Raw genomic sequence first — 22,331 nt, forward strand, 5'->3', positions numbered from 1 at the left:
TCAGTCCCCGGCGAGCGGATCCGGACGCTCGTAGACGACTTCGGGCAGATCAGCGGCGATCACCTCGAGGCAGAGGTTCTGGCCACCCAGCAGGAAATGCCGCAGCACACCGTCGCTCAGGCCTGTCAGCCCCGCGGCCATCTCGTCCAGATAGGCGCTCTGGGCGATCTCGTAGGCGAAGGCGACGGGAGCGCCCTCTTCGGCCCGCTGGTTCCAGTAGGGAAGAAGTTCGCGCTCGTCGCAGACACGATAGCTGACGGGATCTTCGACTACGATCCAGGCCGCGCCGCTGTCGCCGTCGTATTCGGCGATCAATCGCCGCCCCACACTGGGCCGGTAGCGGATGTCGAACAGGTCTCCGCCGCCCTTCCATCCGCCGCGCCATCCCAGCAAGGCGTCGAGAGCGATGAACCCGGACGGCATCCGGGCGGTCTTTCGCGTCTCGCTCGTCATGGCTTGGGCGTCCCTTCTGGCGCCAAGCAGGCCGGCGCGAAAACTTCGGCTTCTTTGGGAAAGACCATCCGCCTCGGATGGGCCGCGCCTTGAAACCTTGGTGGATCGGAGCTCTGGCGTCTGGCCGTGTCAAGGCGCGGCCCTGCCGCCGGCGGATGACGTCAGGGGTCTTTCCGGAAAAGGCGCGTTCTGAATCCTCTCTCCATGAGAGAGGGGTTTCACGCTCAGCCGTCCGCCCGCGGCGGTCCCGCCAGGAACGCCCGCACCTCGACCGGGGCGCGGCAGGCGACGGCGGCCTTGCGGGCCCAGGACAGGGCTTCGTCCAGATCGGCGGTTTCCAGCACCCAGAAGCCGCCCACGTGCTCCTTGGCCTCCAGGTACGGTCCGTCGGTGATCAGCACCTGGCCGTCGGGGCGCGCCCGCAGCGAGGTCGCGCGGCCGGCCGGCTCCAGGCCGCCGACGAAGGCCCTGACGCCGGCGGCCACCATCGCCTCGTTGAGGGCGCGGATGTCGCGGTGCATCGCTTCGTCCTCGGCGGAGGCGTCGTAGTCGTCGGGGTGGTGAATAGCGACCAGGTATCGGGTCATGACGTCTCCTTGCGGCGATCGGACGGGCCGCCTTTCCTGGGATGACGAACGAGCGAACTTGAAATCGACGAGGCCGTCCATGAAATCGTCGGTCACAACCGCCCGTCGGCCGCTCTTGAGCTTTCGAAGGCGGCCGTCGGGGAGAAGGCAGGCCTGTGGGTGACTACGCCTTCAACGCCCTCGGCAGCACTGTCGCGAAATAGTCCAGCTCGGCCGGGCTGGCCGTGCCCACGCGGATCCAGGTCGGGTGGCGGGGGCTGTCGAACACCCGCACCTCGACGCCCATCGACGCCAGGGTCTTCTGGAAAGCCAGGTTCGGCCGGCCGCAGTTCACGAACACATAGGTGCCGTGCGAGGGCAGGTGTTCCAGGCCGTTGGCCTCGCAGATCGCGTAGATCTTCTTCCGGCAGCCCTCGAGATAGGCCTTGGTCCCGGCGAGATAGGCCGGGTCGCCGTAGCAGGCCAGGGCGGCGGCCAGGCCGGGGCGGCCCTTGTGGGTGGGGATAAGGCTCTTCAGCTGCTTGATCCGCTCGGGCTGGGCGATCACGAAGCCGACCCGCAACCCGGCCATGCCGTAGACCTTGGAGAAGGTGCGGGCCACGACCACGTCGTGACCGTCGCGCACCAGGTCGACCATCGAGTGGCGCGCGGGATCGGGGCTGATCTCGATATAGGCCTCGTCGACGATCACCGGGCAGGCCTTGGCGGTCTCGACGCAGAAGGTCCGCAGGGCGTCGGGGTCCAGCAGCAGGCCGGTCGGGTTGTTAGGATTGCAGACATAGACGGCGCCGGCCCCGGTCTTCCGCGCCGCCAGCGCCGGCAGGTCGATCTGCTGGTCGGCGGCCAGCTGGACCCAGTCCAGTTTCGCGCCCTGGCGCTGGGCGTAGAGCAGGGGCGTGGCGTAGCTCGGTTGGGGCGAGACGACCGGGCCCCTGGCGGAAAAGGCCGTCGACAACAGCGACAGCGCCTCCAGCGAGCCGTTGCACAGCCCCACCTGGTCGGGCGACACGCCTTCCCGTTTCGCTATGGCCGCGACCAGCGGCGGCTCCAGCTCCCAGGCGTAGTAGGCGGCTTCCTCGACGGCCTTCAGCGCGGCCTTCTTCGCAGCGGGGCTGGGGCCGTAGGGGTTCTCGGTGACGCCCAGATGGGCGCGGATGGCCGGAGGGGCCTTGGGATCGACCGAGGTCTCGGCGGCGCCCGCCAGGCCGGGCGATAGCGCCGCGCCGCCGATCAGCAGTCCGAAGGCCGTGCGCCGCGTCGCGTCCATGATCTTGCTCCCCAACACCAGGCCGGCAGTTGAGGGTGCGATCGTGACAGGATCAACCGGTGTGGATCGGCAAGGCCGTCGTGAACTTGATCTGCTCCATCGCGAAGCTGGAACTGACGTCGGTGAGCGGGGCGGTGGCGATCAGGCGGCGGTAGAAGCGGTCATAGGCGGCGATGTCGCGGACCACGACCTTGAGCAGATAGTCGACGTCGCCGCTCATCCGATAGAACTCGACCACCTCGGGCAGGGCCTTGGCCCCGGCCGCGAAGGTGGCCAGCCACTCTTCGTCATGCCGGCCGGTCTTCACCGCCACGAACACCGTCAGCGACAGATCCAGGGCCTCGCGGTCGATCAGGGCGACGCGGGCGGTGATCACCCCGGTGTCCTGCAGCCGCTTGACCCGCTTCCAGCACGGCGTCTGGGACAGGCCCACCCGCTCGGCCAGCTCGGCGATGGGCGTGGTGGCGTCCTGCTGCAGGATGGCCAGCAGGCGGCGGTCGATCTGGTCGAGAGTGATCATTCTCTGTGCGGGCCCGTTGGGAGAATGGAATTCTCCATAACTGCCACGAGCGCGCGTCTTCGACCATGTCATTCTCGCGAAGCGCGGCATTCTGAAAGGACGTGCCATCCCGGGGATTCCCATGCTCGACGTCTTCACCCGCCATCCGCGTTCGGTCGACGAGACCTACAGCGAGCACATGGCCGTGGCCTGGAGCTTCGCCTTCCCGATGCTGCTGGGCGGCCTGGCCTGCTTCGTCCACGGCATCTTCCCGTTCCTGTTCGAGACCACCGGCAGCCGCTGCGTGAAGCTGCTCTACACCCGCATCGCCAACCGAGGCCGCAAGTCGGCGGGCGGCGAGGTCCCGAACTGGGCGGCCTTCGACGCGGTGATCTGAGTTTGTAAATCCCTCTCTCATGGAGAGAGGGATCTATAGCGGCGGCTTCCGACCCCGATGTGAGCCTCAGCTGTACAAGCTTGTCAGGAAACGTCGTCGGCGGAGCAAATTCTCCCCCTTGGCGGCGGCGCGTCGCTAGCCCATCGTCCGCGCCGAGAGTCGGGAGGACTGCATGAATTTCTGGAACCGCCGCAAGGCGATCGACACGGCCAGCGGCGATCCCGCCCACGCGCTGAAGAAGACCCTGAGCTGGTACCACCTGATCGCCCTGGGCGTGGGGGCCATCGTCGGCACCGGCATCTACACCCTGACCGGCGTCGGCGCGGGCTTGGCCGGGCCCGGCGTGATGCTGTCGTTCCTGATCGCCGGGGCCGTCTGCGCCTGCGCGGCCCTGTGCTACGCCGAGCTGTCGACGATGATCCCGGCCTCGGGCAGCGCCTACACCTACAGCTACGTGGCCATGGGCGAGCCGGTCGCCTGGTTCGTGGGCTGGAGCCTGATCCTCGAATACACCCTGGTCTGCGCCGCCGTGGCGGTGGGCTGGTCGGCCCACGCCGCCGGCCTGTTCCGCATGGCCGGATTTCCCGAATTCCTGCTGGCCGGCCCGCACGTCATCCTGGACGACGGCACACGCGGCCTGATCAACCTGCCGGCCGTGATCATTTCCTTCGCCGTCGCCGGGCTGCTGGCCCTGGGCACCAAGGAGAGCGCCACGGTCAACATGGTGCTGGTGGTGATCAAGATCACCGCCCTGGCCATCTTCGTGGCCCTGTGCCTGCCGGCCTTCGACGCCAGCCACTTCACGCCGTTCATGCCGCAGGGCTTCGCCGCCCATACGGTGGCCGGGGGCGGCGCGGACGGGATCAAGGTGGGGGTCATGGCCGCCGCCAGCCTGATCTTCTTCGCCTTCTACGGCTTCGACGCGGTGTCGACCGCCGCCGAGGAGACCAAGAACCCCAAGCGCGACCTGACCATCGGCATCGTCGGCTCGATGCTGGTCTGCACCCTGATCTACATGGTGGTGGCCGCCGTCGCGATCGGCGCCTCGCGGGCCGAGGTGTTCTCCAAGAGCGAGGCCCCGCTGGTCTTCATCCTGGAGACACTGAACCAGCCGAGGATGGCCCAGCTGGTGGCCCTGGCCGCTGTGGTCGCCCTGCCGACCGTGATCCTGGCCTTCATGTACGGCCAGAGCCGGATCTTCTTCGTGATGGCGCGCGACGGCCTGCTGCCGCCGGCCCTGTCGCGGGTGAACCCCAAGACCGGCACCCCGGTGCTGATGACCCTGCTGACCGGCGCCCTGGCGGCGGTGCTGTCGGGACTGCTCTCGCTGAAGGACATCGCCGAGCTGGCCAACGCCGGCACCCTGGCGGCCTTCATCGCCGTGGGCCTGTCGGTGATCATCCTGCGTCGGCGCGAGCCGAACCGCCCCCGCGTGTTCTCCACGCCGCTGTGGCAATTGGTGGCGCCCGGCGCCATCCTGGGCTGTCTCTATCTGTTCTACAGCCTGCCGGCCAAGACCCAGCTCTATTTCCTGTACGCCCACCTGATCGGGGCGGCGGTGTACTTCCTGTACGGGGTGCGACGTAGCGCCCTGGCGCGGGCCGAGGCCGGGAAGGTGTAGAACCGTTCGCGTTAACCGCGTTCCCTGGGGGTGATTTTGCGGCGTCTCGTCCTGCCCTGGTTCTGTAGACCCAGCATCCTGGCCCTGTTCGTCGCCGTCCCGCTGGTCGCGTGCGGTGGTGGGGGCGGAGGCGGTGGCGGGGGTCCCGCGCCGGGCGTCGTCACACCGCCCCCGCCGCCTCCACCCCCGCCGCCGCCGCCCCCTCCGACCTATCCCACCTCCGGCAGCGCCGAGTACCAGCGCGGCTGGAACCTCGGGGCGATCCACGCCGAGGCCGCCTACGCCAAGGGCGCGACCGGCCAGGGGATCACCGTGGCGGTGGTCGACACCGGGGTGGACGCCAGCCAGCCCGACCTGGTCGGAGCGGTGTCGCCGGACTCCATCGACATCATCGGGCGTGGGGCCCTGGTCGGCTCCAGCCGCCACGGCACGCGGGTGGCCGACATCATCGCCGCGCGCTTCAACGGGTCGGGCACGATCGGCGTCGCCTACGCCTCGACCATCCTGTCGATCCGGGCCGACGACAGCAGCGTGTCCACCCCCGGCTGCCCCGAATGCGTCTTCGATTCCGACGATCTGGCCGCCGCCCTGGACTACGCCGTCGCCAAGGGCGCCAAGATCGTCAACCTGTCGCTGGGCGGCGACGGGCCCGAGGGGCCCAGGTTCGAGGCCGCCCTGACCCGCGCCGCCGCCGCCGGGACCGTGGTCGCCGTCTCGTCAGGCAACGACGGGAACGCTGATCCGTCCTGGCCGGCCCGCTACGCCACGGACCCGCGCTATGCCGGCTCGGTGATCGCGGTCGGCGCCCTGACCCAGGCCGGGGTGATGGCCAGCTATTCCAACAAGGCCGGCGTCTCGGCCAACGGCTATCTGTCCGCCCCCGGCGACGACATCGTGACCGACTGCGGGAGCACGGGCTGCGCGGTGGTGTCCGGCACTTCGTTCGCCGCGCCGCAGGTCTCGGGCGCCCTGGCCCTGCTGATGCAGGCCTTCCCCAACCTGTCGGGACGCGACGCGGTCGACATCCTGCTGCGCACCGCCAGCGATCTGGGCACGGCCGGGACCGACTCCACCTACGGCCGGGGCGGCCTGGACCTGGCCCGGGCCTTCGCGCCGGTGGGAACCAGCAGCCTGTCCCTGCCCGACGGCGCGACGGCGCCCCTGACCCCGCCTGGCGTCGGCGGCAATGTCGGCGCGGCCTTCGGCTCGGCCCTGCAGCGGGCCGACGGCCTGCGCACGGTGATCCATGACGACTACAAGCGCCTGTTCTCGGTGAACCTGGCCGACGGCATGCCGGGCGACCGGCGCGGCGCCCTGCTGACCCCGCCGCCGATCCAGGCCTCCAGCCAGGTGGTGCTGGGCGGACCGGCCCTGGGCGGGCTGAATCTGGCGGTGTCGGTCGAGGGGCCGATCTTCGACGAGCGGGCCCACGAGCCCGAGCCGTCCCTGACCCTGGGCCCCCAGCCGATGCGCTCGATGCGGGTGCAGGCCGCCTATGGCCGCCTGAGCCTGTCCAACTGGAGCGGCGAGGGCGGGGCCCCGGCGCCGGCCGGTCCGGCGGGGCGCGACGCGTTCCAGACCATCGCCCAGCCCGACCGCAGCACCCAGGCCGCCGTGCGCCTGGGCCGCTTCGCCCTGCTGGCCGAACAGGGCTCGGCCCATCCGCGCCGGCCGCTGCAGATCGCCGAGATCGAGGGCTCCAGCTACACCTCGGCCACCGGCATGGTGCAGGTCGGCGACGCGGTGATCAGCCTGACCGGCGGGGCGCTGGACGAGCCGTTGGGGCCGCTGGGCTCGTACCTGACGCCGGGCACCACCCTGGCCCTGCCGGCCAGGACCCGGTTCGGGGCCGCGGCGCTGGACTTCTATCCGCGCCCCGGCCTGACCCTGCACGCCGACCTGTCGGTGGGACGGACGGGCGTCGAGGGCGGCCTGCTGTCGCTGGACAGCGCCATCAGCAGCGCCTGGCGGCTGGAAGCCGGCGCCGACTGCCGCTTTATCGGCTGGACCTGCTCGCGCCTGACCTTCGGGGTCTCCCAGCCCCTGCGCATCGAGAGCGGCAAGTTCCAGGCCGTGCTGGCCGACGTGCCGCTGGCCTATGACGACCCGCTGACCTTCTCGACCCGCCGCTTCAGCGCCGCCCCCGACGGCCGCGAGATCGACCTCAGCCTGGGCGTTGAGCGGGCCTTCGGACCGTGGCGGTCGCTGGTGGTGCGCACCAGCCTGGCCCTGCAGCCGGGCCATCAGGCCGAGGCGGGGCCGGAGGTCGGGGCCCTGGCCACCTGGCGGTCGCGCTTCTAACCCTCTTTCCTTCTGGCGTTCCGCCGCTACAGTCCGCTCAAAACAAGTGTTTGAAGTGGAAGGAACGCCATGGCCCTCGACCTCGAGACCCGCGAGCAGTTGATCGACACCGTCCGCCGGTTCGTCGCCGAGCGGCTGCGTCCGATCGAGGCCAAGGTCGCCGAGGACGACGCGGTGCCGGCCGAGATCATCGAGGAGATGAAGGGCCTGGGCCTGTTCGGCCTGTCGATCCCGGAAGAGTTCGGCGGCCTCGGCCTGAACATGGAAGAAGAATGCCTGGTCGGCATCGAGCTGGGCCGCGCCTCGCCCGCCTTCCGCTCGGCGTTCGGCACCAATGTCGGCATCGGCAGCCAGGGGCTGGTGATGTTCGGCACGGACGACCAGAAGGCCAAGTGGCTGCCCGGCATTGCCTCGGGCGAGATCGTCACCTCGTTCGCCCTGACCGAGCCCGAGGCCGGCTCCGACAGCGCCGCGGTCCAGACCCGGGCGACGCTGGACGGCGACGAGTACGTGCTGAACGGCTCCAAGCGCTACATCACCAACGCCGGCAAGGCCTCGCTGTTCACGGTGATGGCCCGCACCAATCCCGAGGTGAAGGGCGGCTCGGGCGTCTCGGCCTTCCTGGTCCCGCGCGACCTGCCGGGTCTTTCGGTCAGCAAGCCCGAGAAGAAGATGGGCCAGCAGGGCGCCCACATCCACGACGTGACCTTCGACAACGTCCGCGTGCCGGCCTGGAATCGGCTTGGCGAAGAGGGCGAGGGCTTCAAGGTGGCCATGCAGGTGCTGGATCGCGGCCGGCTGCACATCTCGGCGGTCTGCGTGGGCGTGGCCGAGCGGCTGCTCGCCGACTGCGTGGCCTATGCCGGCGAGCGCAAGCAGTTCGGCGCGCCGCTGGCCAGCTTCCAGATGGTCCAGGCGATGATCGCCGACAGCAAGACCGAGGCCCTGGCCGCGCGCGCCCTGACCCTGGAGACCGCCCGCCTGCGCGATACCGGCGTGGGCGTGACCCTGGAGGCGGCGGCGGCCAAGCTGTTCGCCTCGGAGATGGTGGGCCGGGTCGCCGACCGGGCGGTGCAGATCTTCGGCGGGGCCGGGTATGTCGCCGACTACGGCATCGAGCGCCTGTATCGCGACGTGCGGATCTTCCGGATCTACGAGGGCGCCAGCGAGATCCAGAAGCTGGTCATCGCCCGCGAGACGCTGAAGCGGGGCGGGTAGGGGCGTTCTAGACACCCCAAACGCAAAACGCCCCCGCTGGCCCCAGGCCGGAACGTCCCCTGTAAGGACGCTCCGGCGGAGCCAGCGGAGGCGTATTAAGATCCCCGAGAGGGGAGCTTTTAGATTTACGCGCCGCCCGGGAAGCGGAACGGAACCTTCACGGTGCCGGTCTTGGCGCCCATCGGCAGCTTTTCAGCGATGCACATGGCGGCCTTGTCGAAACCCTTGCCCGCGGCGCTGTTGTCCACGACCTTGCATTCCGTGAGCTTGCCGGCGTCGGCGGTGCATTCCAGCATCACCTGGGCGGCGTCGCGCGTGTTGGCGAATTGTTGCAGGCAACGGCCCATTTGGTCTTCAAAGCCACCAGCCGCCGAGGCGGCTTGAGCGACAAAAAAGCTGCCAGCGATTCCCGCGGCAATAGCGATCGGATATTTCATCCCGCTGCTCCTAATAGTGTGTCTCGCCCTTCGGACGGTCGCGTCGTCCGGACGCCTGAGCTTTTTCGCAGAAGCGAGTTAAAATATTCTGAGTCACGAGAAGATAGTTTTATTTACTCATTGGTAACCACGGTTATTCGGCGAATACAGCCGTTTCACTTGAAACTAGACTCTGATTTCGACTTTTAAGACTCCGCCCCGGAAGGGCGCGACTCACGCGCGCGCGCGGGCATTTCCTGACTCGTGGAGTCCGGCGGGTCCTGCCGGCCAGGAAAAGGCGGAAAATAGCGGGGGTGCGACAGGCCCTGCGGCAAAGGCTCTTAACCAAAGTCAGGAACTATTAGGAATATGTCGTGATGATCCCCCTCGACGTTGGTGATCCGTGCGCACGGAACGCCGCTAGAGGGGACCAAACCGATGAAGCGCTTCCGGCTCGTCGATCTGCCATTGATCATCAAAATCGGCTTCGCGCCGGCTTTCGCCCTGCTGATGCTGGCCCTGATGGCCGGGGGGGCCATCGTCGTCCAGAAGAGCCAGTCCGCCGCGCTCAAGCAGGTGGTCGAGCAGGACATGCGGATCAACAGCGAAATCCAGTCGCTGTCGCGCCGCATCACCAAGGCGCACGGCACGCTCTATCAGATCCTGGCCTCGAAGGCCGATCCGATGGCCCCGCCGGCTGGTCCCCGCATCGCCGAGCTGCTCGCCGAGTTCGACGCCCTGGGCAAGGAAGTGAAGGGCCTCTCGTCCAAGCTGCCCGCCTCCGAGCGTCCCAAGATCGACTCCCTGGTCAAGTCGCTCGACGAATGCCGCAGCGCCATCGACACGGTCAGCGGCATGATCGACGTCGACACCGGCATGGCCATGAGCTTCGCCGGCAGCTTCGAAGACACCTACGTCAAGATGGCCGCCCAGCTGCAGAAGGTCGTCGACGACGCCGCCGTCCGCGCCACGACCCAGGCCGCCAAGCGCCAGTCCGAAGCCGCCGCCGCGATGAGCGCCACGATCGTCATGTCGCTGATCACCCTGCTGGCGGTCGCCGGCCTGGCCTTCATGACCGTGATGACCACCCGCAAGTCGATCGGCGACATCGCCGGCGCGACCGAGAAGCTCTCCAAGGGCGACAACACGATCGACCTGGAGAAGATGACCCGCGGCGACGAGCTGGGCGCCATCGTCCGCTCGCTCAAGGTCTTCCGCGACAATCAGATCCACCTCGAGCAGATGCGCGCCGAGCAGGAGAAGAACGCGGCCCTGACCGCCGACGAGCGTCGCGCCAAGGAAGAGTCCGCCGCCGCCGCCGCCCGCGAGAACGCCCTGGTGGTGTCGTCGCTGGCCGAAGCGCTGGAGCACCTGGCCAAGGGCGACCTGACGTTCCGCGTCCAGGCCGACTTCCCGGGCGACTACCGCAAGCTGAAGGACGACTTCAACGCCGCCATCACCCAGCTGCAGGAAACCATCAAGGTCATCGCGGCCTCGACGGACGGCCTGCGCACCGGCGCCGACGAAATCGCCCACGCTTCGGACGACCTGTCGCGCCGCACCGAGCAGCAAGCCGCCTCGCTGGAAGAGACCGCCGCCGCCCTGGACGAGCTGACCGCCACGGTGCGCCGCACCGCCGGCGGCGCCAAGCAGGCCTCGGAAGTGGTTTCCAGCACTCGCGGTGAAGCCACCCATTCGGGCCAGGTCGTGCACCAGGCCGTCTCGGCCATGAGCGCCATCGAGGACTCGTCCAAGCAGATCAACCAGATCATCGGCGTGATCGACGAGATCGCCTTCCAGACCAACCTGCTGGCCCTGAACGCCGGCGTCGAGGCGGCTCGCGCCGGTGACGCCGGCCGCGGCTTCGCGGTCGTGGCCCAGGAAGTCCGGGCCCTGGCCCAGCGTTCCGCTGAAGCGGCGAAGGAGATCAAGACGCTGATCTCGTCCTCGACCCAGCAGGTCAGCCAAGGCGTCAGCCTGGTCGGCCAGACCGGCGAGGCCCTGCAGCGGATCGTGGTCAAGGTCGGCGAGATCGACGCCCTGGTCACCGAGATCGCCGCCTCGGCCGCCGAACAGGCGACCGGCCTCAACGAAGTGAACACCGCCGTCAACCAGATGGACCAGGTGACCCAGCAGAACGCCGCCATGGTCGAGCAATCGACCGCCGCCACCCACTCGCTGAAGGGCGAGACCGGCGAGCTGGTGCGTCTGATCGGTCGCTTCCGGGTCGGCGACGGCCGCCAGCAGACCGCTTCCTACGAGCGTCCGCAGATGGCCGATCCCGCCCAACACGCCCCGGCCGCCAATCCGGTGGCTGAGCAACGCGCCCGCCTCAACGCCTTCGCCCGTCCCGGACGCGGCGGTGCGGCGACCGCCGCGGCCCCCGCCGCCGACGGCTGGGAGGAGTTCTGATGTCGACCGCGATCGCCCTGCCCGAAACCCTTGATCTGAAGGCTTCGGGTCCGCTCAAGCAGGCGTTCGTCGAACGTCGCGGCCAGGACATCGAAGTCCATGCCGACCAGGTCCGTCGTCTCGGCGGCCTGTGCCTGCAGGTCCTGCTCGCCGCCCGCAAGGCGTGGGACGAGGACGGCAAGCCTTTTCTGATCACCGCGCCTTCCGAGGCGTTCGTGGAAACCATCCGTCTGTTCGGGGCCGAAGGGGCCCTGCTGCGGACCGACCTTCAAGGAGCTGCATCGTGACGCGTACTGTCCTCACGGTCGATGACTCGCGTACGATGCGGGACATGCTGCGCATGGCCCTCGCCGGCGCCGGGTTCAACGTCGTCGAAGCCGTCGACGGCGAACACGGGCTGGAAGTGCTGTCCGCCCATCGCCCGGACGTGATCATCACCGACATCAACATGCCCAAGCTGGACGGCTTCGGCTTCATCGAGGCGGTGCGGGTCGACGACGACTATCGCGCCATCCCGATCCTGGTGCTGACCACGGAAAGCGACCCCAGCAAGAAGCAGCGGGCTCGCGAAGCCGGCGCGACGGGCTGGATCGTCAAGCCGTTCAATCCCGAAAAGCTCGTTGAGGCGATCCGTCGCGTCGCGGCCTGATCGTACGAGTGCTTTAGGTACTGAAATACCTTTGTAGGAAGTCGGGGAATGGACGAGCTAGAGGCCATCAAGGTCACCTTTTTTCAGGAATGCGAGGAACTGCTCGCCGATCTTGAAGGCGGTCTCCTGGCTATTCAGGACGGCAACGACGATAGCGACACCGTCAACGCCGTGTTCCGCGCCGTGCACTCGATCAAGGGCGGGGCGGGAGCCTTCGGCCTGGAGCCGCTGGTGCGCTTCGCCCACGTGTTCGAGACCCTGCTCGACGCGCTGCGGTCCAACGAGATCCCCGGCACGCCCGACCTGACCGCCCTGCTGCTGCGCGCCTCGGACGTGCTGGCCGACCATGTCAGCTCGGCCCGCGGGCTGGGCGTGGTCGACATGGACGCATCGGCCGCCATGGCCGCCGAGCTGAAGGCCGTCACCGATCCGTCGGCGGCCCCGGCTCCTGCCGCCGCCCCGCTGGTCGCCGCCCCTGTCGCCATCGTCGACGACGAGATGGGCATCACCTTCACCCCCCTCGTCGTCGGCGCCGATGACGACGGGATGGACGACGACGACATGGACTTCGGCTTCCAGCCGATGACCATCAGCCTCGACGCCCAAGCCGCAGACGCCTCGGTGCTGGACAATGTCTGGACGGTGTCGATCCGTCCGAAGTCGGACCTCTACCGCAAGGCCAACGAAACGGCCCTGCTGCTGCGCGAGCTGAGCCGCCTGGGCCCGATCCAGGCGACCCTGGACGACAGCGCCCTGCCGGCCCTGGAATTCCTCGACGCCGAAGCCGCCTATGTGACCTGGAGCGTCCGCCTCGAAACCGAGCAGGGCGAAGAGGCCATCCGCGAAGTCTTCGAATTCGTCGACGGCGACTGCGACCTGGAGATCACCCGCGGCGAGGCCCCGGTGGCCGACGTGCTGGCGACCCTGCTGGACGTGGCCGCCCCCGCTCCCGAACCCGTCTTCGAAGCCGCGCCCGTCGTGATCGAGACCCCCGTCGAAGCGCCGGTCGCCGTCGCTCCGGTGGTCGAGGCCGCGCCGCCGGCTCCCGTGGCCATCTCGGCTCCGCCGCCCGCCGCGCCCCCGGTCGCCGCCAACGCGCCGGCCGCCCCCGTGGCTCAGGGCGCCAAGCCGGCCCAGATCGACGTCCCCGGCCCGGGCCAGTCGGTGATCCGCGTCGATCCCGAGCGCATCGACCACCTGATCGACCTGGTCGGCGAGTTGGTCATCAACCAGGCCATGCTGGCCCAACGGGTCGGCGAATACGGCATCGCCCCCTCTTCGAACCTGGCCATGGGCCTGGATGAGCTGGAACAGCTCACCCGCCAGATCCAGGACAGCGTGATGGCCATCCGCGCCCAGCCGGTGAAGTCGGTGTTCCAGCGCATGCCGCGCCTGGTCCGCGAAGTCGCCAACATGACGGGCAAGCAGGCCCGCCTGGTGATGGACGGCGAGAACACCGAGGTCGACAAGACGGTCATCGAGCGTCTGGCCGATCCGATCACCCACATGCTGCGCAACGCCATCGACCACGGGCTGGAAAGTCCCGAGGAGCGCAAGGCGGCCGGCAAGAATCCCGAAGGCGTCGTGCGTCTGGCCGCCCTGCACCGCAGCGGCCGGATCGTCATCGAGGTCCAGGACGACGGCAAGGGCATCAACCGCGAGCGGGTGCTGTCGATCGCCGTCAACAAGGGCCTGATCTCGCCGGACCTGACCCTGACCGACGAAGAGATCGACAACCTGATCTTCCTCCCGGGCTTCTCGACCGCCGACAAGATCTCGGACGTTTCGGGTCGCGGCGTCGGCATGGACGTGGTCAAGCGTTCGGTGCAGGCCCTGGGCGGTCGCATCTCGATCTCCTCGCGTCCCGGCCTGGGCTCGACCTTCACGCTCAGCCTGCCGCTGACCCTGGCCGTCCTGGACGGCATGGTGGTCGACGTGGCCGGCGAGACCCTGGTCATCCCGCTGGCCTGCATCGTCGAAAGCCTTCGCCCGAAGGCCGAGGAAATCCGGCCCCTGGGCCCGACCGGTTCGGTCCTGGCCGTGCGCGACAGCTTCGTGCCGCTGATCGACGTGGGTCTGACCCTGAACTATCGCAGCAAGTCGCCGTCGGCGACCGAAGGCGTGGTGCTGCTGGTCGAAGGTGAAGACGGCTCGCGCGCCGCCCTGGTGGCCGACGCCATCCACGGCCAGCGCCAGGTGGTCATCAAGTCGCTCGAGCAGAACTACCAGCAGGTCGAAGGGGTCGCCGCCGCGACCATCCTGGGCGACGGCCGGGTGGCTCTGATCCTCGACGTCGACGCGGTGATCAACCTGCGCCGCCGCGGCCCGCCGCCTGCCGTCGATCCCACCCTCATCGCCGCGGAATAGCCCGATGACCGAACACCACACCACACCCAGCGCCGAAACCCGCGAACTGATCTCGTTCCGCGTGGGCGAGCAGGAATACTGCGTGGACATCATGGCCGTCCGCGAGATCCGCGGCTGGAGCCCGGCGACCACGCTTCCGCAGTCGCCCAGCTACATGCGCGGCGTGATCAACCTGCGCGGCGCGGTGCTGCCGATCATGGACCTGGCCTGCCGCATCGGCATGCCGACCACCGAGCCGAACGTGCGCAGCGTGTTCATCGTGGTCCAGGCCGGCGACCGCACGGTCGGCCTGCTGGTCGACGCGGTGTCCGACATCCTGTCGATCACCGACGACATGTGCCAGCCGACGCCGGACATCGCCTGCGAGAACGTCCGTCACTTCGTGAAGGGCATCATTTCCATCGAAGGGCGGATGATCAGCGAAATCTCGCTGGACCGCCTGCTCCCCGAGCGCGAGGCCCTGGCCGCCTAAGATGACCACACCCTCAACCTCATTCACGGATCGCCGCGAGGCCCTTGTCGATGGCGAGTTCGCCTTCACGACGGCGGACTTCAAGCGGATCGCGGCCCTGCTGTACGATCAGGCCGGCATCAGCCTGCCCGACAGCAAGGCGACGCTGGTCTATTCGCGCCTGGCCAAGCGCCTGCGCACCCTGGGCCTGAAGACCTTCGCCGAGTACTGCACGTTCGTCGCCCAGGACGGCAATGTCGACGAGCAGCAGCACATGCTCCGGGCCCTGACGACCAACGTCACGCGCTTCTTCCGCGAGCCGCACCACTTCGACGACCTGCGCGCCAGCATCCTGGAGCCCATGGCCGACAAGGTGCGGGCCGGCGGGCGCCTGCGCCTGTGGTCGGCGGCCTGCTCGTCGGGCCAGGAACCCTATTCGATGGCCTTCACCGTGCTGTCGGTGTGGCCGAACGCCGCCGATCTGGACATCCGGATCCTGGGCACCGACATCGACACCAACGTGCTGGCGACCGGCCGGACGGCTGTCTACGAGGAGACCCTCCTCGAGGGCATCCCCGGCAACATGCGCAGCCAGTATTTCGAGCGCGACGCCAGCGACCGCCGCAGCTTCCGCGTCTGCGAAGCCGCCCGGCAGATGGTGGCGTTCCGCGAGCTGAACCTGAACGGCCCGAGCTGGCCGATGAAGGGGCCATTCGACGCCATCTTCTGCCGCAACGTGGTGATCTATTTCGACGAGCCGACGCAAGAGCGGGTCTGGCAGCGCTTCGCGCCGCTGGTGTCGCCGGGCGGCAAGCTCTATGTCGGCCACTCCGAACGCGTGGGCGCGTCGGTCACGGCCTTTGAAAGCGCCGGCCTGACCGCCTATCGCAAGGCAGGAGGTCGCTGATGGCCAGGATTCGCGTTCTCGTCGTCGACGACTCCGCCACCATGCGGAGCCTGATCACGGCCGCCCTGACCCGCGATCCCGAGATCGAGGTGGTGGGCGCCGCCGGCGACCCGTTCGAGGCTCGCGGCATGATCAAGGCCCTGAACCCCGACGTCGTCACCCTCGACATCGAGATGCCGAACATGAACGGCATCGAGTTCCTCGAGAAGATCATGCGCCTGCGGCCGATGCCGGTGGTCATGGTCTCCAGCCTGACTCAGGCCGGGGCCGAGATGACCCTGCGCGCGCTGGAGCTGGGCGCGGTCGACTGCGTGGGCAAGCCCACCAACGCGACGGGCACCGCCGAGGCGCTTGCGGAAGTGGCCGACAAGGTCAAGGCCGCCGCCCGCGCTTCCGTGCGGACCAAGGCCGACGCCGGACCGGTGACCGCCCGCCGCCTGAACTACGTCCCCTCGGGCGACATCGTGGCGATCGGCTCGTCGACCGGCGGGGTGGAAGCCCTGCTGTCGATCCTGACCCAGTTCCCCGAGACCTGCCCGCCGACGGTGATCACCCAGCACATGCCGGCCACCTTCACCGCCAGCTTCGCCGCCCGCCTCGACCGGGCCAGCGGGGCCAAGGTGCAGGAAGCCGCCGACGGCGCCCTGCTGGAGCCGGGCAAGGTCTATGTCGCCCCGGGCGGCGCGACCCACCTGGAAGTCGTTCGCTCGGCCGGGCTGCGCTGCCGCCTGGTCCAGGGCGACCCCGTCAGCGGCCACCGGCCTTCGGTCGACGTGCTCTTCAATTCGGTGGCCCAGGCCGTCGGAGACAAGGCGGTCGGCGCCATCCTGACCGGCATGGGCCGTGACGGCGCGCAGGGCCTTCTGGCCATGCGCAAGGCCGGCGCCAGGACGGTCGGCCAAGACGAGCAGAGTTGCGTCGTCTACGGCATGCCTCGTACGGCTTTTGAACTCGGCGCGGTGGAGAAGCAGGTCACCCTGTCCTCCATGGGCCAAACCATTCTCGATCTGGCCTCCGCGAGGCGATGAACCCATGCCCCAAGCAAGCACCATTTCCGTTCTCGTCGTCGATGACCAGCTGACCATGCGGGCGTTGATCCGCAACGCCTTGCAGCAGATCGGTTTCAAGGACATCCGCGAGGCCCCCGACGGCGAGGAGGCTCTCAAGAACCTCCTGGCCAAGCCGGCCAACCTGGTCATCTCGGACTTCAACATGCCGAAGATGGACGGGCTGGCCCTGCTGCGCGCCGTGCGCTCGCACCCGCCGATCCGCCAGACGGCCTTCGTCATGCTGACCGGCCGGGCCGACCGCGAGCTGGTCCAGCGCGCGGTGCAGTTCGGCGTCAACAACTACTGCGTCAAGCCGTTCACCGTTCAGGGCCTGAAGGAAAAGATCGAACAGGTCTTTGGCCAGCTGACATGATCAATCGAGATCCCCACCCAGACGAGATGGGTCCGGCGATCAAGGTTCACGTCACCCAGGGCGAGAGCCACGTGTCGTCGGATCCTCAGGTGGTCATGACCACGGTGCTCGGCTCGTGCATCGCCGCCTGCCTGCGTGATCCGACCACCGGCATCGGCGGCATGAACCACTTCCTGCTGCCCGACACCGGCGGCCGCGCCAACAACGACAACGGCGACGCTGTCCGCTACGGCGCCTACGCCATGGAGCTGCTGATCAACGGTCTGCTCAAGAAGGGCGCCCGTCGCGACCGTCTCGAGGCCAAGATCTTCGGCGGCGGCAAGCTGTTCGACGGCCTTTCGGACGTCGGCGCCAGCAACGCCGCCTTCGCCGAGCGCTTCCTGCGCGACGAAGGCATTCCGATCGTGTCGTCCAGCACGGGCGGCCTGTCGGCCCGTCGCGTCGAGTTCTGGCCGGCGTCCGGCCGGGTTCGCCAACGCCTGGTCGCCGTCGACAACGCGCCGACCGAAGTCCGGCGTCCCGTCGCCCCCGCCCCCGCCGCCAGCAGCGGCGAACTGGAGCTGTTCTGATCCTATGACCGCCCAGCCGCTTGCCTTGACTGACGCTTACGAAACCCCTGGGCAGCTGCCCGTGGGCGAGCTTTCGCGTCGGCTGGCGGTAGAACTGATGGCGGCGGCGGCGATCTGCCGCGACTGCGAGCACATCGCCGGCGACCTGGCCGGCGGCGGCGCGGCGCTGGAGAACCTGTCGCGCCTGCAGGCCCTGGACGAATTGAGCCAGCGCCTGCACGGCCTGTCGGACGTCCTGGCCCGCATCGGCCAGCACGCTTCCGGGGAATGGAGCATGGCCGTCGAGCCGCTGCTCGAGGGGCTGGGCTTGGCCGACCTAGTGGTGCGTCTTCGCGACGCCGAGAACCATTCGGGCTGGGACGCCAAGGCCGGCGAACTCGACTTCTTCTAGGCCATGCGCGAACCGCTTCACGCCTCGACCCGCATCAATCTCGAAAAGGTCGAGGTGCTGCTCGTCGACGACAGCGTCCCGTCGCTGAACCTGCTGTCCCAGGTGCTGCTCGGCTTCGGCGTCGGGAACCTGACCCGGGCCGACAGCGCCAAGGCGGCCCAGACCCTGCTGCGCGAGCGCACCTTCGACCTGGTCATCAGCGCCACCAACATGGCCGGCGTCGACGGCTACGAACTGGTCAAATGGCTGCGCCGCGGCGCCCTGGAGGCTAACCGCTACCTGGCGGTGATCCTGGTCTCGGGCCACACCCCGCCCTCGCAGGTGTTCAAGGGCCGCGACGCAGGCGCCAATTTCACGATCGCCAAGCCGATCACCCCCAAGATCGTGCTGGAGCGCATCCTGTGGGCGGCCAAGGAAGACCGCCAGTTCGTCGAGTGCGAGACCTATCTCGGGCCTGACCGCCGGTTCAAGAACGACGGCCCCCCGGCCGGCGCCAAGGGGCGTCGCCGCGAGGATCCCCCGCAAGCGCTCCGTCCGCCGGGCGCCGCGGCGCAGGGTGCGGGCGACCCCGAGAAAGTGAAACCATGACCGCCCGCAAGTTCCGCGCTCCCAACCGCCTGTCGATGCTGGCCCGGGCCAACGGCGGCATGATGGCAAAGGACGCCCTGGCGGCCGCCGACGCGGCGCTGGAGCCGCTGCGCGCCGAATCCCTGGCGGTGCTGGACGCCGCCCTGGCCGAGATCGAGGGCCGGTTCGGCAAGTCGGCGGCGGCGACGCGCGCGGCCGGCGCCTATCAGGACCTCTACACCCTGGCCCTGCGTATCATCGACGTATCGGGCTTCCTGCCGGGCTCGTGCGTCGACCAGGCGGCGATTTCGTTCTGCGCCCTGATCGACAACTGCTCGGAAGCCAACGCCTGGCGCTGGGACGCCATCGACGTCCACATCAACGCGCTCCGGCTTCTGCGGACGACCGACCTCAGCCCCGACCAGCGACGCGCCGTGATCGACGGGCTCAACAAGGTCAGTCAACGGCGGATCGAAGAGGCCTGAGGATCAATGGCCGTAAACCAAGCTTGGCTTCAATGTGGCCGAAACGACACGATTACGGGCCCGCTACGTTTCGCCACGCTTCAGCCATCTTGTGAATAGCGGTTTCATTTGATACCGCTGAGATTGCTACCGGTGTCAGGACAACATCTCACGCAGATGTGACACCGGTGTCAAAAATGACGGCCCCGGGGTCGGTCGCGCAGGAAGGAACGCGCGGACGCACTCTTGGCCGGGCGATGCGAGAGCGTCGTTCAAAAGAAACGTGTCACGGGAGGAGGATACATGTCCCAGGTCTCTAAGCAGCGCGTTCGTGCGCTGAAGCTCGGTGCTTCCAGCAGCGCCCTGCTCATGGCGCTGGCGATGGCCGGAGCCGCCGCCGCACAAGAAACGCCGGCGCCCGCCGCCGAAGACACCGCCGTCGAAGAAGTGGTCGTCACCGGTTTCCGGGCCAGCTTGGCCAACGCCCTTGACGTCAAGCGTCGCGAAAACGACCTCGTCGACGTCATCAAGGCGCAAGACATCGCCGACTTCCCCGACCTGAACCTGGCCGAGTCGCTGCAGCGCGTGCCGGGCGTGTCGATCGACCGTGATGGCGGCGAAGGCCGCACGATCACCGTGCGTGGTCTGAACGCCGACTTCACCGTCGTGCGCCTGAACGGCCTGGAGGCCCTGGCCACCACGGGCGGCAAGGACGGCTCCGGCGGCGCCAACCGCAGCCGCCAGTTCGACTTCAGCATCTTCGCTTCGGAACTGTTCAACAGCGTCACCGTGCGCAAGTCGACCTCGGCCTCGAACGAAGAAGGTTCGCTCGGCGCCATCATCGACCTGCAGGCCTCGCGTCCGTTCGACTTCAGCGGCCCGGCCATGAGCATGGGCGCCAAGCTCGGCTGGAACGACCTGTCGCGGAAGACCGACCCCCGCTTCACCTTCCTGGCCAGCAACCGCTGGGACACCGGCATCGGTGAAATCGGCGCCCTGATCTCGGTGGCCTACGCCGAGCGCAAGACGCTGGAAGAAGGCTCCTCGACCGGCCGTTGGGAAAACCCCAGCGTCGCCAACAACAGCTCCACCTCGTTCCCCTGCACGGCTCCGGCCTACAACCCCGTCAGCGGCCCGGCCCTGACCTGCTCGCAGATCGGCACCGTCGTCGGCGGCACCACGCCGACCAGCGCGGCCGCCGCCGGCACCGCCAACAACCTGTGGCACCCGCGGATCCCGCGCTACGGCCGCCTGCAGTACAACCAGAAGCGCCTGGGCGTGACCGGTTCGCTGCAATGGCGCCCGACCGAGAACTCGACCCTGACCTTGGACGCCCTGCTGGCCAAGTTCACCAACGACCGCGACGAGACCTATCTGGAAGTCATCTCGTTCAGCCGCAGCGGCCAGGGCCTGCCCCAGACCGACGTGGTCAACTTCACGGCCGACAGCAAGGGCAGCCTGATCAAGGGCACCTTCGACGACGTCGACGCCCGCGTGGAATATCGCCACGACGACCTGACCACCGAGTTCAACCAGTTCACCCTGACCTACGACACCAAGTTCGGTGATCGGGGCCACTTCAGCGCGATCTACGGCCAGTCGCGCTCGATCCAGGACAACCCGGTCCAGACGACCTTCTCGTTCGATCGCTACAACAGCGACAACTACAGCTACGACTATTCGGGCGACGACAAGCTGCCGTCGTTCAACTACGGCTTCGATCCGACCAACCCGGCCAACTTCACCTACAGCAACACCTCGGCTCAAGGCGATCCGTCGCTGCTGCGCATGCGTCCCAGCAAGGCGGTCAACACCTTCAAGACCTTCCGCGCCGACGTCGACTACGAAGTCGTGGACGGCTGGAAGCTGCGCGCCGGCGCGGCCTGGAAGGAATTCGGCTTCAACTCGTGGGAAAAGCGCCTCTTCTCGCGCAACCTCGCGGCCACCGGCACCACCTACACCGCCGAAGCGGGCTACGCCCTGCCGGGCGGCGCCACGGTCGCCGACGTCTCGCGCCTGATCACCGGCTTCGGTCGTGGTCTGGACCTGCCGGCCGGCACCCCGACCTCGTGGATCGCCCCCGACCTGGCCAAGCTGCAGTCGGTCTACGGCTACAACTGCAACTGCATCAACAACTACGGCGACTTCCGCCTGAGCGTCCTGAACCAGCTGGGCGCCTGGCGTGAGATCACCGAGAAGGACAACGCGTTCTACCTGCAGGCCGACTTCGACCAGGACCTGTTCAACATCCCCGTGCGCGGCAACTTCGGCGTCCGCTACGTGAAGACCGAGCAGAGCGCCCTGGGCCACTACAACAAGGGCAGCACGGCTCCGGTGCCGGTCACCCTCGGCAACGGCACGGTCATCAACGAAACCGTGCCGGTCGACGCGATCCAGACCACCGAGCGCGAATACACCAACACCCTGCCGTCGCTGAACGTCTCGGCCCAACCGTTCGAGAACTTCTTCATCCGCTTCTCGGCCGCCAAGACGATGACCCGTCCGCAGCTGCAGAACCTGACGCCGGGCTACACCGCCATCAGCCAGCAGAACCAGACGCTGACCCGCGGCAACCCCGAACTGAACCCGATGCTGTCCAACAACCTGGACCTCAGCTTCGAATGGTATCCGGACAAGGAAACCCTGCTGTCGGCGGGCTTCTTCCAGAAGGACATCAAGTCCTACATCCAGACCTCGGCCACCGTCATGCCGTGGTCGGAAACCGAGCTGCCCGACAGCCTGCTGTCGAACGGCAACACGGGTGACACGCCCTTCACGGTCACGACCCAGATCAACACCCCCGGCGGCAAGCTGAAGGGTTTCGAGCTGAGCGCCCAGCGTCCGTTCACCTTCCTGCCGGCGCCGTTCGACAAGTTCGGCGGCATCCTGAACTACACCCACGTCAAGAGCGACATCCAGTACGTGATCCGCAACCCGACGTTCGGTGGAACCCCGCGGGTGCAGACCGCCCCGGCCGTGCTGCTGACCCAGCCGCTGGTGAACCTGTCGCCCAACGCCTACAACGCCACGCTCTACTACGAGAATGGTCCGTTCAAGGCCCGCGTCTCGGCGTCCTATCGCGACGAGTACCTGATCCAGGTCGCCCCTGCGGCGACGAACAACAACGATGTTCGGATCAAGGAAAAGACCACGAACATCGACACCCAGGTCAGCTACGAGTTCGGCAAGTTCACGGTCACCTTCGAGGGCATCAACCTCACGGACCAGGCCGACAGCAAGCTGGACGACTCGGTCCGCCGCATCTCGGAAGAGTACGTGCACTTCGGTCGCCAGTACTATCTGGGCGTCCGCTACAAGTTCTAGGTCGCGTTCCTCCCCGAAACGACCAAAGGGCGCTGGTGAAAACCAGCGC

At 68.1% G+C, this 22,331-nt stretch carries 22 protein-coding genes; 17 read left to right on the forward strand and 5 right to left on the reverse strand.

Features of this window, described 5'->3' with window-relative positions; translation table 11 throughout:
* From AC1DMQ_RS04985 to AC1DMQ_RS05000, 4 genes are all read right to left on the reverse strand, one after another.
* Positions 1–453: a hypothetical protein gene (locus AC1DMQ_RS04985; RefSeq protein ID WP_477032438.1), complete on the reverse strand. Its 453-nt coding sequence runs from the start codon at positions 451–453 to the stop codon at positions 1–3.
* A 224-nt stretch (positions 454–677) separates the two neighbouring features.
* Positions 678–1,040 carry a YciI family protein gene (locus AC1DMQ_RS04990; RefSeq protein ID WP_477032439.1) on the reverse strand — a complete coding sequence of 121 codons (363 nt, stop codon included), beginning with the start codon at positions 1,038–1,040 and terminating at the stop codon, positions 678–680.
* Between the two features lie 163 nt (positions 1,041–1,203).
* Positions 1,204–2,307: a pyridoxal phosphate-dependent aminotransferase gene (locus AC1DMQ_RS04995; RefSeq protein ID WP_477032440.1), complete on the reverse strand. Its 1,104-nt coding sequence runs from the start codon at positions 2,305–2,307 to the stop codon at positions 1,204–1,206.
* A 52-nt stretch (positions 2,308–2,359) separates the two neighbouring features.
* Positions 2,360–2,827 (reverse strand): Lrp/AsnC family transcriptional regulator, encoded by a 468-nt coding sequence (locus tag AC1DMQ_RS05000; protein WP_477032441.1) that lies wholly within the window; start codon positions 2,825–2,827, stop codon positions 2,360–2,362.
* 121 nt (positions 2,828–2,948) lie between these two features.
* Between AC1DMQ_RS05000 and AC1DMQ_RS05005 the strand changes: the two genes are divergently transcribed.
* The 4 genes from AC1DMQ_RS05005 to AC1DMQ_RS05020 all read left to right on the forward strand — a co-directional run bounded on the left by AC1DMQ_RS05005 (position 2,949) and on the right by AC1DMQ_RS05020 (position 8,343).
* Entirely contained in the window at positions 2,949–3,203 is a 255-nt protein-coding gene (locus AC1DMQ_RS05005) for a DUF6356 family protein (protein ID WP_477032442.1), read from the forward strand.
* A gap of 172 nt (positions 3,204–3,375) precedes the next feature.
* Positions 3,376–4,824, forward strand: a complete 1,449-nt coding sequence (locus AC1DMQ_RS05010) for an amino acid permease (RefSeq protein ID WP_477032443.1) — start codon at positions 3,376–3,378, stop codon at positions 4,822–4,824.
* Positions 4,825–4,854: 30 nt separating this feature from the next.
* Complete coding sequence (locus AC1DMQ_RS05015) at positions 4,855–7,125, forward strand: S8 family peptidase (RefSeq protein ID WP_477032444.1); 2,271 nt, start codon at positions 4,855–4,857, stop codon at positions 7,123–7,125.
* Positions 7,126–7,194: 69 nt separating this feature from the next.
* On the forward strand, positions 7,195–8,343 hold the full coding sequence (locus tag AC1DMQ_RS05020; RefSeq protein WP_477032445.1) for an acyl-CoA dehydrogenase family protein: 1,149 nt from the start codon (positions 7,195–7,197) through the stop codon (positions 8,341–8,343).
* Positions 8,344–8,468: 125 nt separating this feature from the next.
* Here the strand turns inward: AC1DMQ_RS05020 and AC1DMQ_RS05025 are convergent, their stop codons facing one another.
* Positions 8,469–8,780: an energy transducer TonB gene (locus AC1DMQ_RS05025; RefSeq protein WP_012284370.1), complete on the reverse strand. Its 312-nt coding sequence runs from the start codon at positions 8,778–8,780 to the stop codon at positions 8,469–8,471.
* Positions 8,781–9,197: 417 nt separating this feature from the next.
* On the opposite strand from AC1DMQ_RS05025, the gene AC1DMQ_RS05030 reads away from it, so the two are divergent.
* From AC1DMQ_RS05030 to AC1DMQ_RS05090, 13 genes are all read left to right on the forward strand, one after another.
* Positions 9,198–11,171 carry a methyl-accepting chemotaxis protein gene (locus AC1DMQ_RS05030; RefSeq protein ID WP_477032446.1) on the forward strand — a complete coding sequence of 658 codons (1,974 nt, stop codon included), beginning with the start codon at positions 9,198–9,200 and terminating at the stop codon, positions 11,169–11,171.
* Complete coding sequence (locus tag AC1DMQ_RS05035) at positions 11,171–11,458, forward strand: STAS domain-containing protein (protein ID WP_477032447.1); 288 nt, start codon at positions 11,171–11,173, stop codon at positions 11,456–11,458. The genes AC1DMQ_RS05030 and AC1DMQ_RS05035 overlap by 1 nt, the downstream gene beginning before the upstream one ends.
* A complete protein-coding gene (locus AC1DMQ_RS05040) occupies positions 11,455–11,820 on the forward strand; it encodes a response regulator (protein ID WP_028038734.1) in 366 nt (121 codons plus the stop codon). Before AC1DMQ_RS05035 ends, AC1DMQ_RS05040 begins: the two co-directional genes overlap by 4 nt.
* Positions 11,821–11,868: 48 nt before the next feature.
* On the forward strand, positions 11,869–14,187 hold the full coding sequence (locus tag AC1DMQ_RS05045) for a chemotaxis protein CheA (RefSeq protein WP_477032448.1): 2,319 nt from the start codon (positions 11,869–11,871) through the stop codon (positions 14,185–14,187).
* 4 nt (positions 14,188–14,191) lie between these two features.
* The gene (locus AC1DMQ_RS05050) at positions 14,192–14,659 is read left to right on the forward strand and encodes a chemotaxis protein CheW (protein WP_477032449.1); all 468 of its coding nucleotides are present in this window, start codon (positions 14,192–14,194) and stop codon (positions 14,657–14,659) included.
* A 1-nt stretch (position 14,660) separates the two neighbouring features.
* Positions 14,661–15,545, forward strand: a complete 885-nt coding sequence (locus tag AC1DMQ_RS05055) for a CheR family methyltransferase (protein ID WP_477032450.1) — start codon at positions 14,661–14,663, stop codon at positions 15,543–15,545.
* A complete protein-coding gene (locus tag AC1DMQ_RS05060; RefSeq protein ID WP_477032451.1) occupies positions 15,545–16,573 on the forward strand; it encodes a protein-glutamate methylesterase/protein-glutamine glutaminase in 1,029 nt (342 codons plus the stop codon). The genes AC1DMQ_RS05055 and AC1DMQ_RS05060 overlap by 1 nt, the downstream gene beginning before the upstream one ends.
* 4 nt (positions 16,574–16,577) lie before the next feature.
* On the forward strand, positions 16,578–16,967 hold the full coding sequence (locus tag AC1DMQ_RS05065; protein WP_010918325.1) for a response regulator: 390 nt from the start codon (positions 16,578–16,580) through the stop codon (positions 16,965–16,967).
* Positions 16,964–17,536 (forward strand): chemotaxis protein CheD, encoded by a 573-nt coding sequence (locus tag AC1DMQ_RS05070; protein WP_477032452.1) that lies wholly within the window; start codon positions 16,964–16,966, stop codon positions 17,534–17,536. Before AC1DMQ_RS05065 ends, AC1DMQ_RS05070 begins: the two co-directional genes overlap by 4 nt.
* A gap of 4 nt (positions 17,537–17,540) precedes the next feature.
* The gene (locus tag AC1DMQ_RS05075; RefSeq protein WP_477032453.1) at positions 17,541–17,927 is read left to right on the forward strand and encodes a chemotaxis protein CheU; all 387 of its coding nucleotides are present in this window, start codon (positions 17,541–17,543) and stop codon (positions 17,925–17,927) included.
* Between the two features lie 3 nt (positions 17,928–17,930).
* Entirely contained in the window at positions 17,931–18,515 is a 585-nt protein-coding gene (locus AC1DMQ_RS05080; protein ID WP_477032454.1) for a response regulator, read from the forward strand.
* The gene (locus tag AC1DMQ_RS05085; RefSeq protein WP_477032455.1) at positions 18,512–18,979 is read left to right on the forward strand and encodes a chemotaxis protein CheE; all 468 of its coding nucleotides are present in this window, start codon (positions 18,512–18,514) and stop codon (positions 18,977–18,979) included. Before AC1DMQ_RS05080 ends, AC1DMQ_RS05085 begins: the two co-directional genes overlap by 4 nt.
* A 282-nt stretch (positions 18,980–19,261) precedes the next feature.
* Positions 19,262–22,282 (forward strand): TonB-dependent receptor, encoded by a 3,021-nt coding sequence (locus AC1DMQ_RS05090; protein WP_477032456.1) that lies wholly within the window; start codon positions 19,262–19,264, stop codon positions 22,280–22,282.
* Positions 22,283–22,331: the final 49 nt, after the last annotated feature.

Source organism: Caulobacter sp. 05L422 (genome assembly GCF_056397765.1).

Excerpts from the sequence above, each read along its gene's own strand:
- AC1DMQ_RS05090 (WP_477032456.1), top strand. The coding sequence starts at position 19,262 with ATGTCCCAGGTCTCTAAGCAGCGCGTTCGTGCGCTGAAGCTCGGTGCT.
- AC1DMQ_RS05085 (WP_477032455.1), top strand. The coding sequence starts at position 18,512 with ATGACCGCCCGCAAGTTCCGCGCTCCCAACCGCCTGTCGATGCTGGCC.
- AC1DMQ_RS05065 (WP_010918325.1), top strand. The coding sequence starts at position 16,578 with ATGCCCCAAGCAAGCACCATTTCCGTTCTCGTCGTCGATGACCAGCTG.
- AC1DMQ_RS05050 (WP_477032449.1), top strand. The coding sequence starts at position 14,192 with ATGACCGAACACCACACCACACCCAGCGCCGAAACCCGCGAACTGATC.
- AC1DMQ_RS05080 (WP_477032454.1), top strand. The coding sequence starts at position 17,931 with ATGCGCGAACCGCTTCACGCCTCGACCCGCATCAATCTCGAAAAGGTC.
- AC1DMQ_RS05000 (WP_477032441.1), bottom strand. The coding sequence starts at position 2,827 with ATGATCACTCTCGACCAGATCGACCGCCGCCTGCTGGCCATCCTGCAG.
- AC1DMQ_RS05055 (WP_477032450.1), top strand. The coding sequence starts at position 14,661 with ATGACCACACCCTCAACCTCATTCACGGATCGCCGCGAGGCCCTTGTC.
- AC1DMQ_RS05005 (WP_477032442.1), top strand. The coding sequence starts at position 2,949 with ATGCTCGACGTCTTCACCCGCCATCCGCGTTCGGTCGACGAGACCTAC.
- AC1DMQ_RS05030 (WP_477032446.1), top strand. The coding sequence starts at position 9,198 with ATGAAGCGCTTCCGGCTCGTCGATCTGCCATTGATCATCAAAATCGGC.
- AC1DMQ_RS04990 (WP_477032439.1), bottom strand. The coding sequence starts at position 1,040 with ATGACCCGATACCTGGTCGCTATTCACCACCCCGACGACTACGACGCC.
- AC1DMQ_RS05045 (WP_477032448.1), top strand. The coding sequence starts at position 11,869 with ATGGACGAGCTAGAGGCCATCAAGGTCACCTTTTTTCAGGAATGCGAG.
- AC1DMQ_RS04995 (WP_477032440.1), bottom strand. The coding sequence starts at position 2,307 with ATGGACGCGACGCGGCGCACGGCCTTCGGACTGCTGATCGGCGGCGCG.
- AC1DMQ_RS05060 (WP_477032451.1), top strand. The coding sequence starts at position 15,545 with ATGGCCAGGATTCGCGTTCTCGTCGTCGACGACTCCGCCACCATGCGG.
- AC1DMQ_RS04985 (WP_477032438.1), bottom strand. The coding sequence starts at position 453 with ATGACGAGCGAGACGCGAAAGACCGCCCGGATGCCGTCCGGGTTCATC.
- AC1DMQ_RS05025 (WP_012284370.1), bottom strand. The coding sequence starts at position 8,780 with ATGAAATATCCGATCGCTATTGCCGCGGGAATCGCTGGCAGCTTTTTT.
- AC1DMQ_RS05020 (WP_477032445.1), top strand. The coding sequence starts at position 7,195 with ATGGCCCTCGACCTCGAGACCCGCGAGCAGTTGATCGACACCGTCCGC.
- AC1DMQ_RS05010 (WP_477032443.1), top strand. The coding sequence starts at position 3,376 with ATGAATTTCTGGAACCGCCGCAAGGCGATCGACACGGCCAGCGGCGAT.
- AC1DMQ_RS05075 (WP_477032453.1), top strand. The coding sequence starts at position 17,541 with ATGACCGCCCAGCCGCTTGCCTTGACTGACGCTTACGAAACCCCTGGG.
- AC1DMQ_RS05070 (WP_477032452.1), top strand. The coding sequence starts at position 16,964 with ATGATCAATCGAGATCCCCACCCAGACGAGATGGGTCCGGCGATCAAG.
- AC1DMQ_RS05035 (WP_477032447.1), top strand. The coding sequence starts at position 11,171 with ATGTCGACCGCGATCGCCCTGCCCGAAACCCTTGATCTGAAGGCTTCG.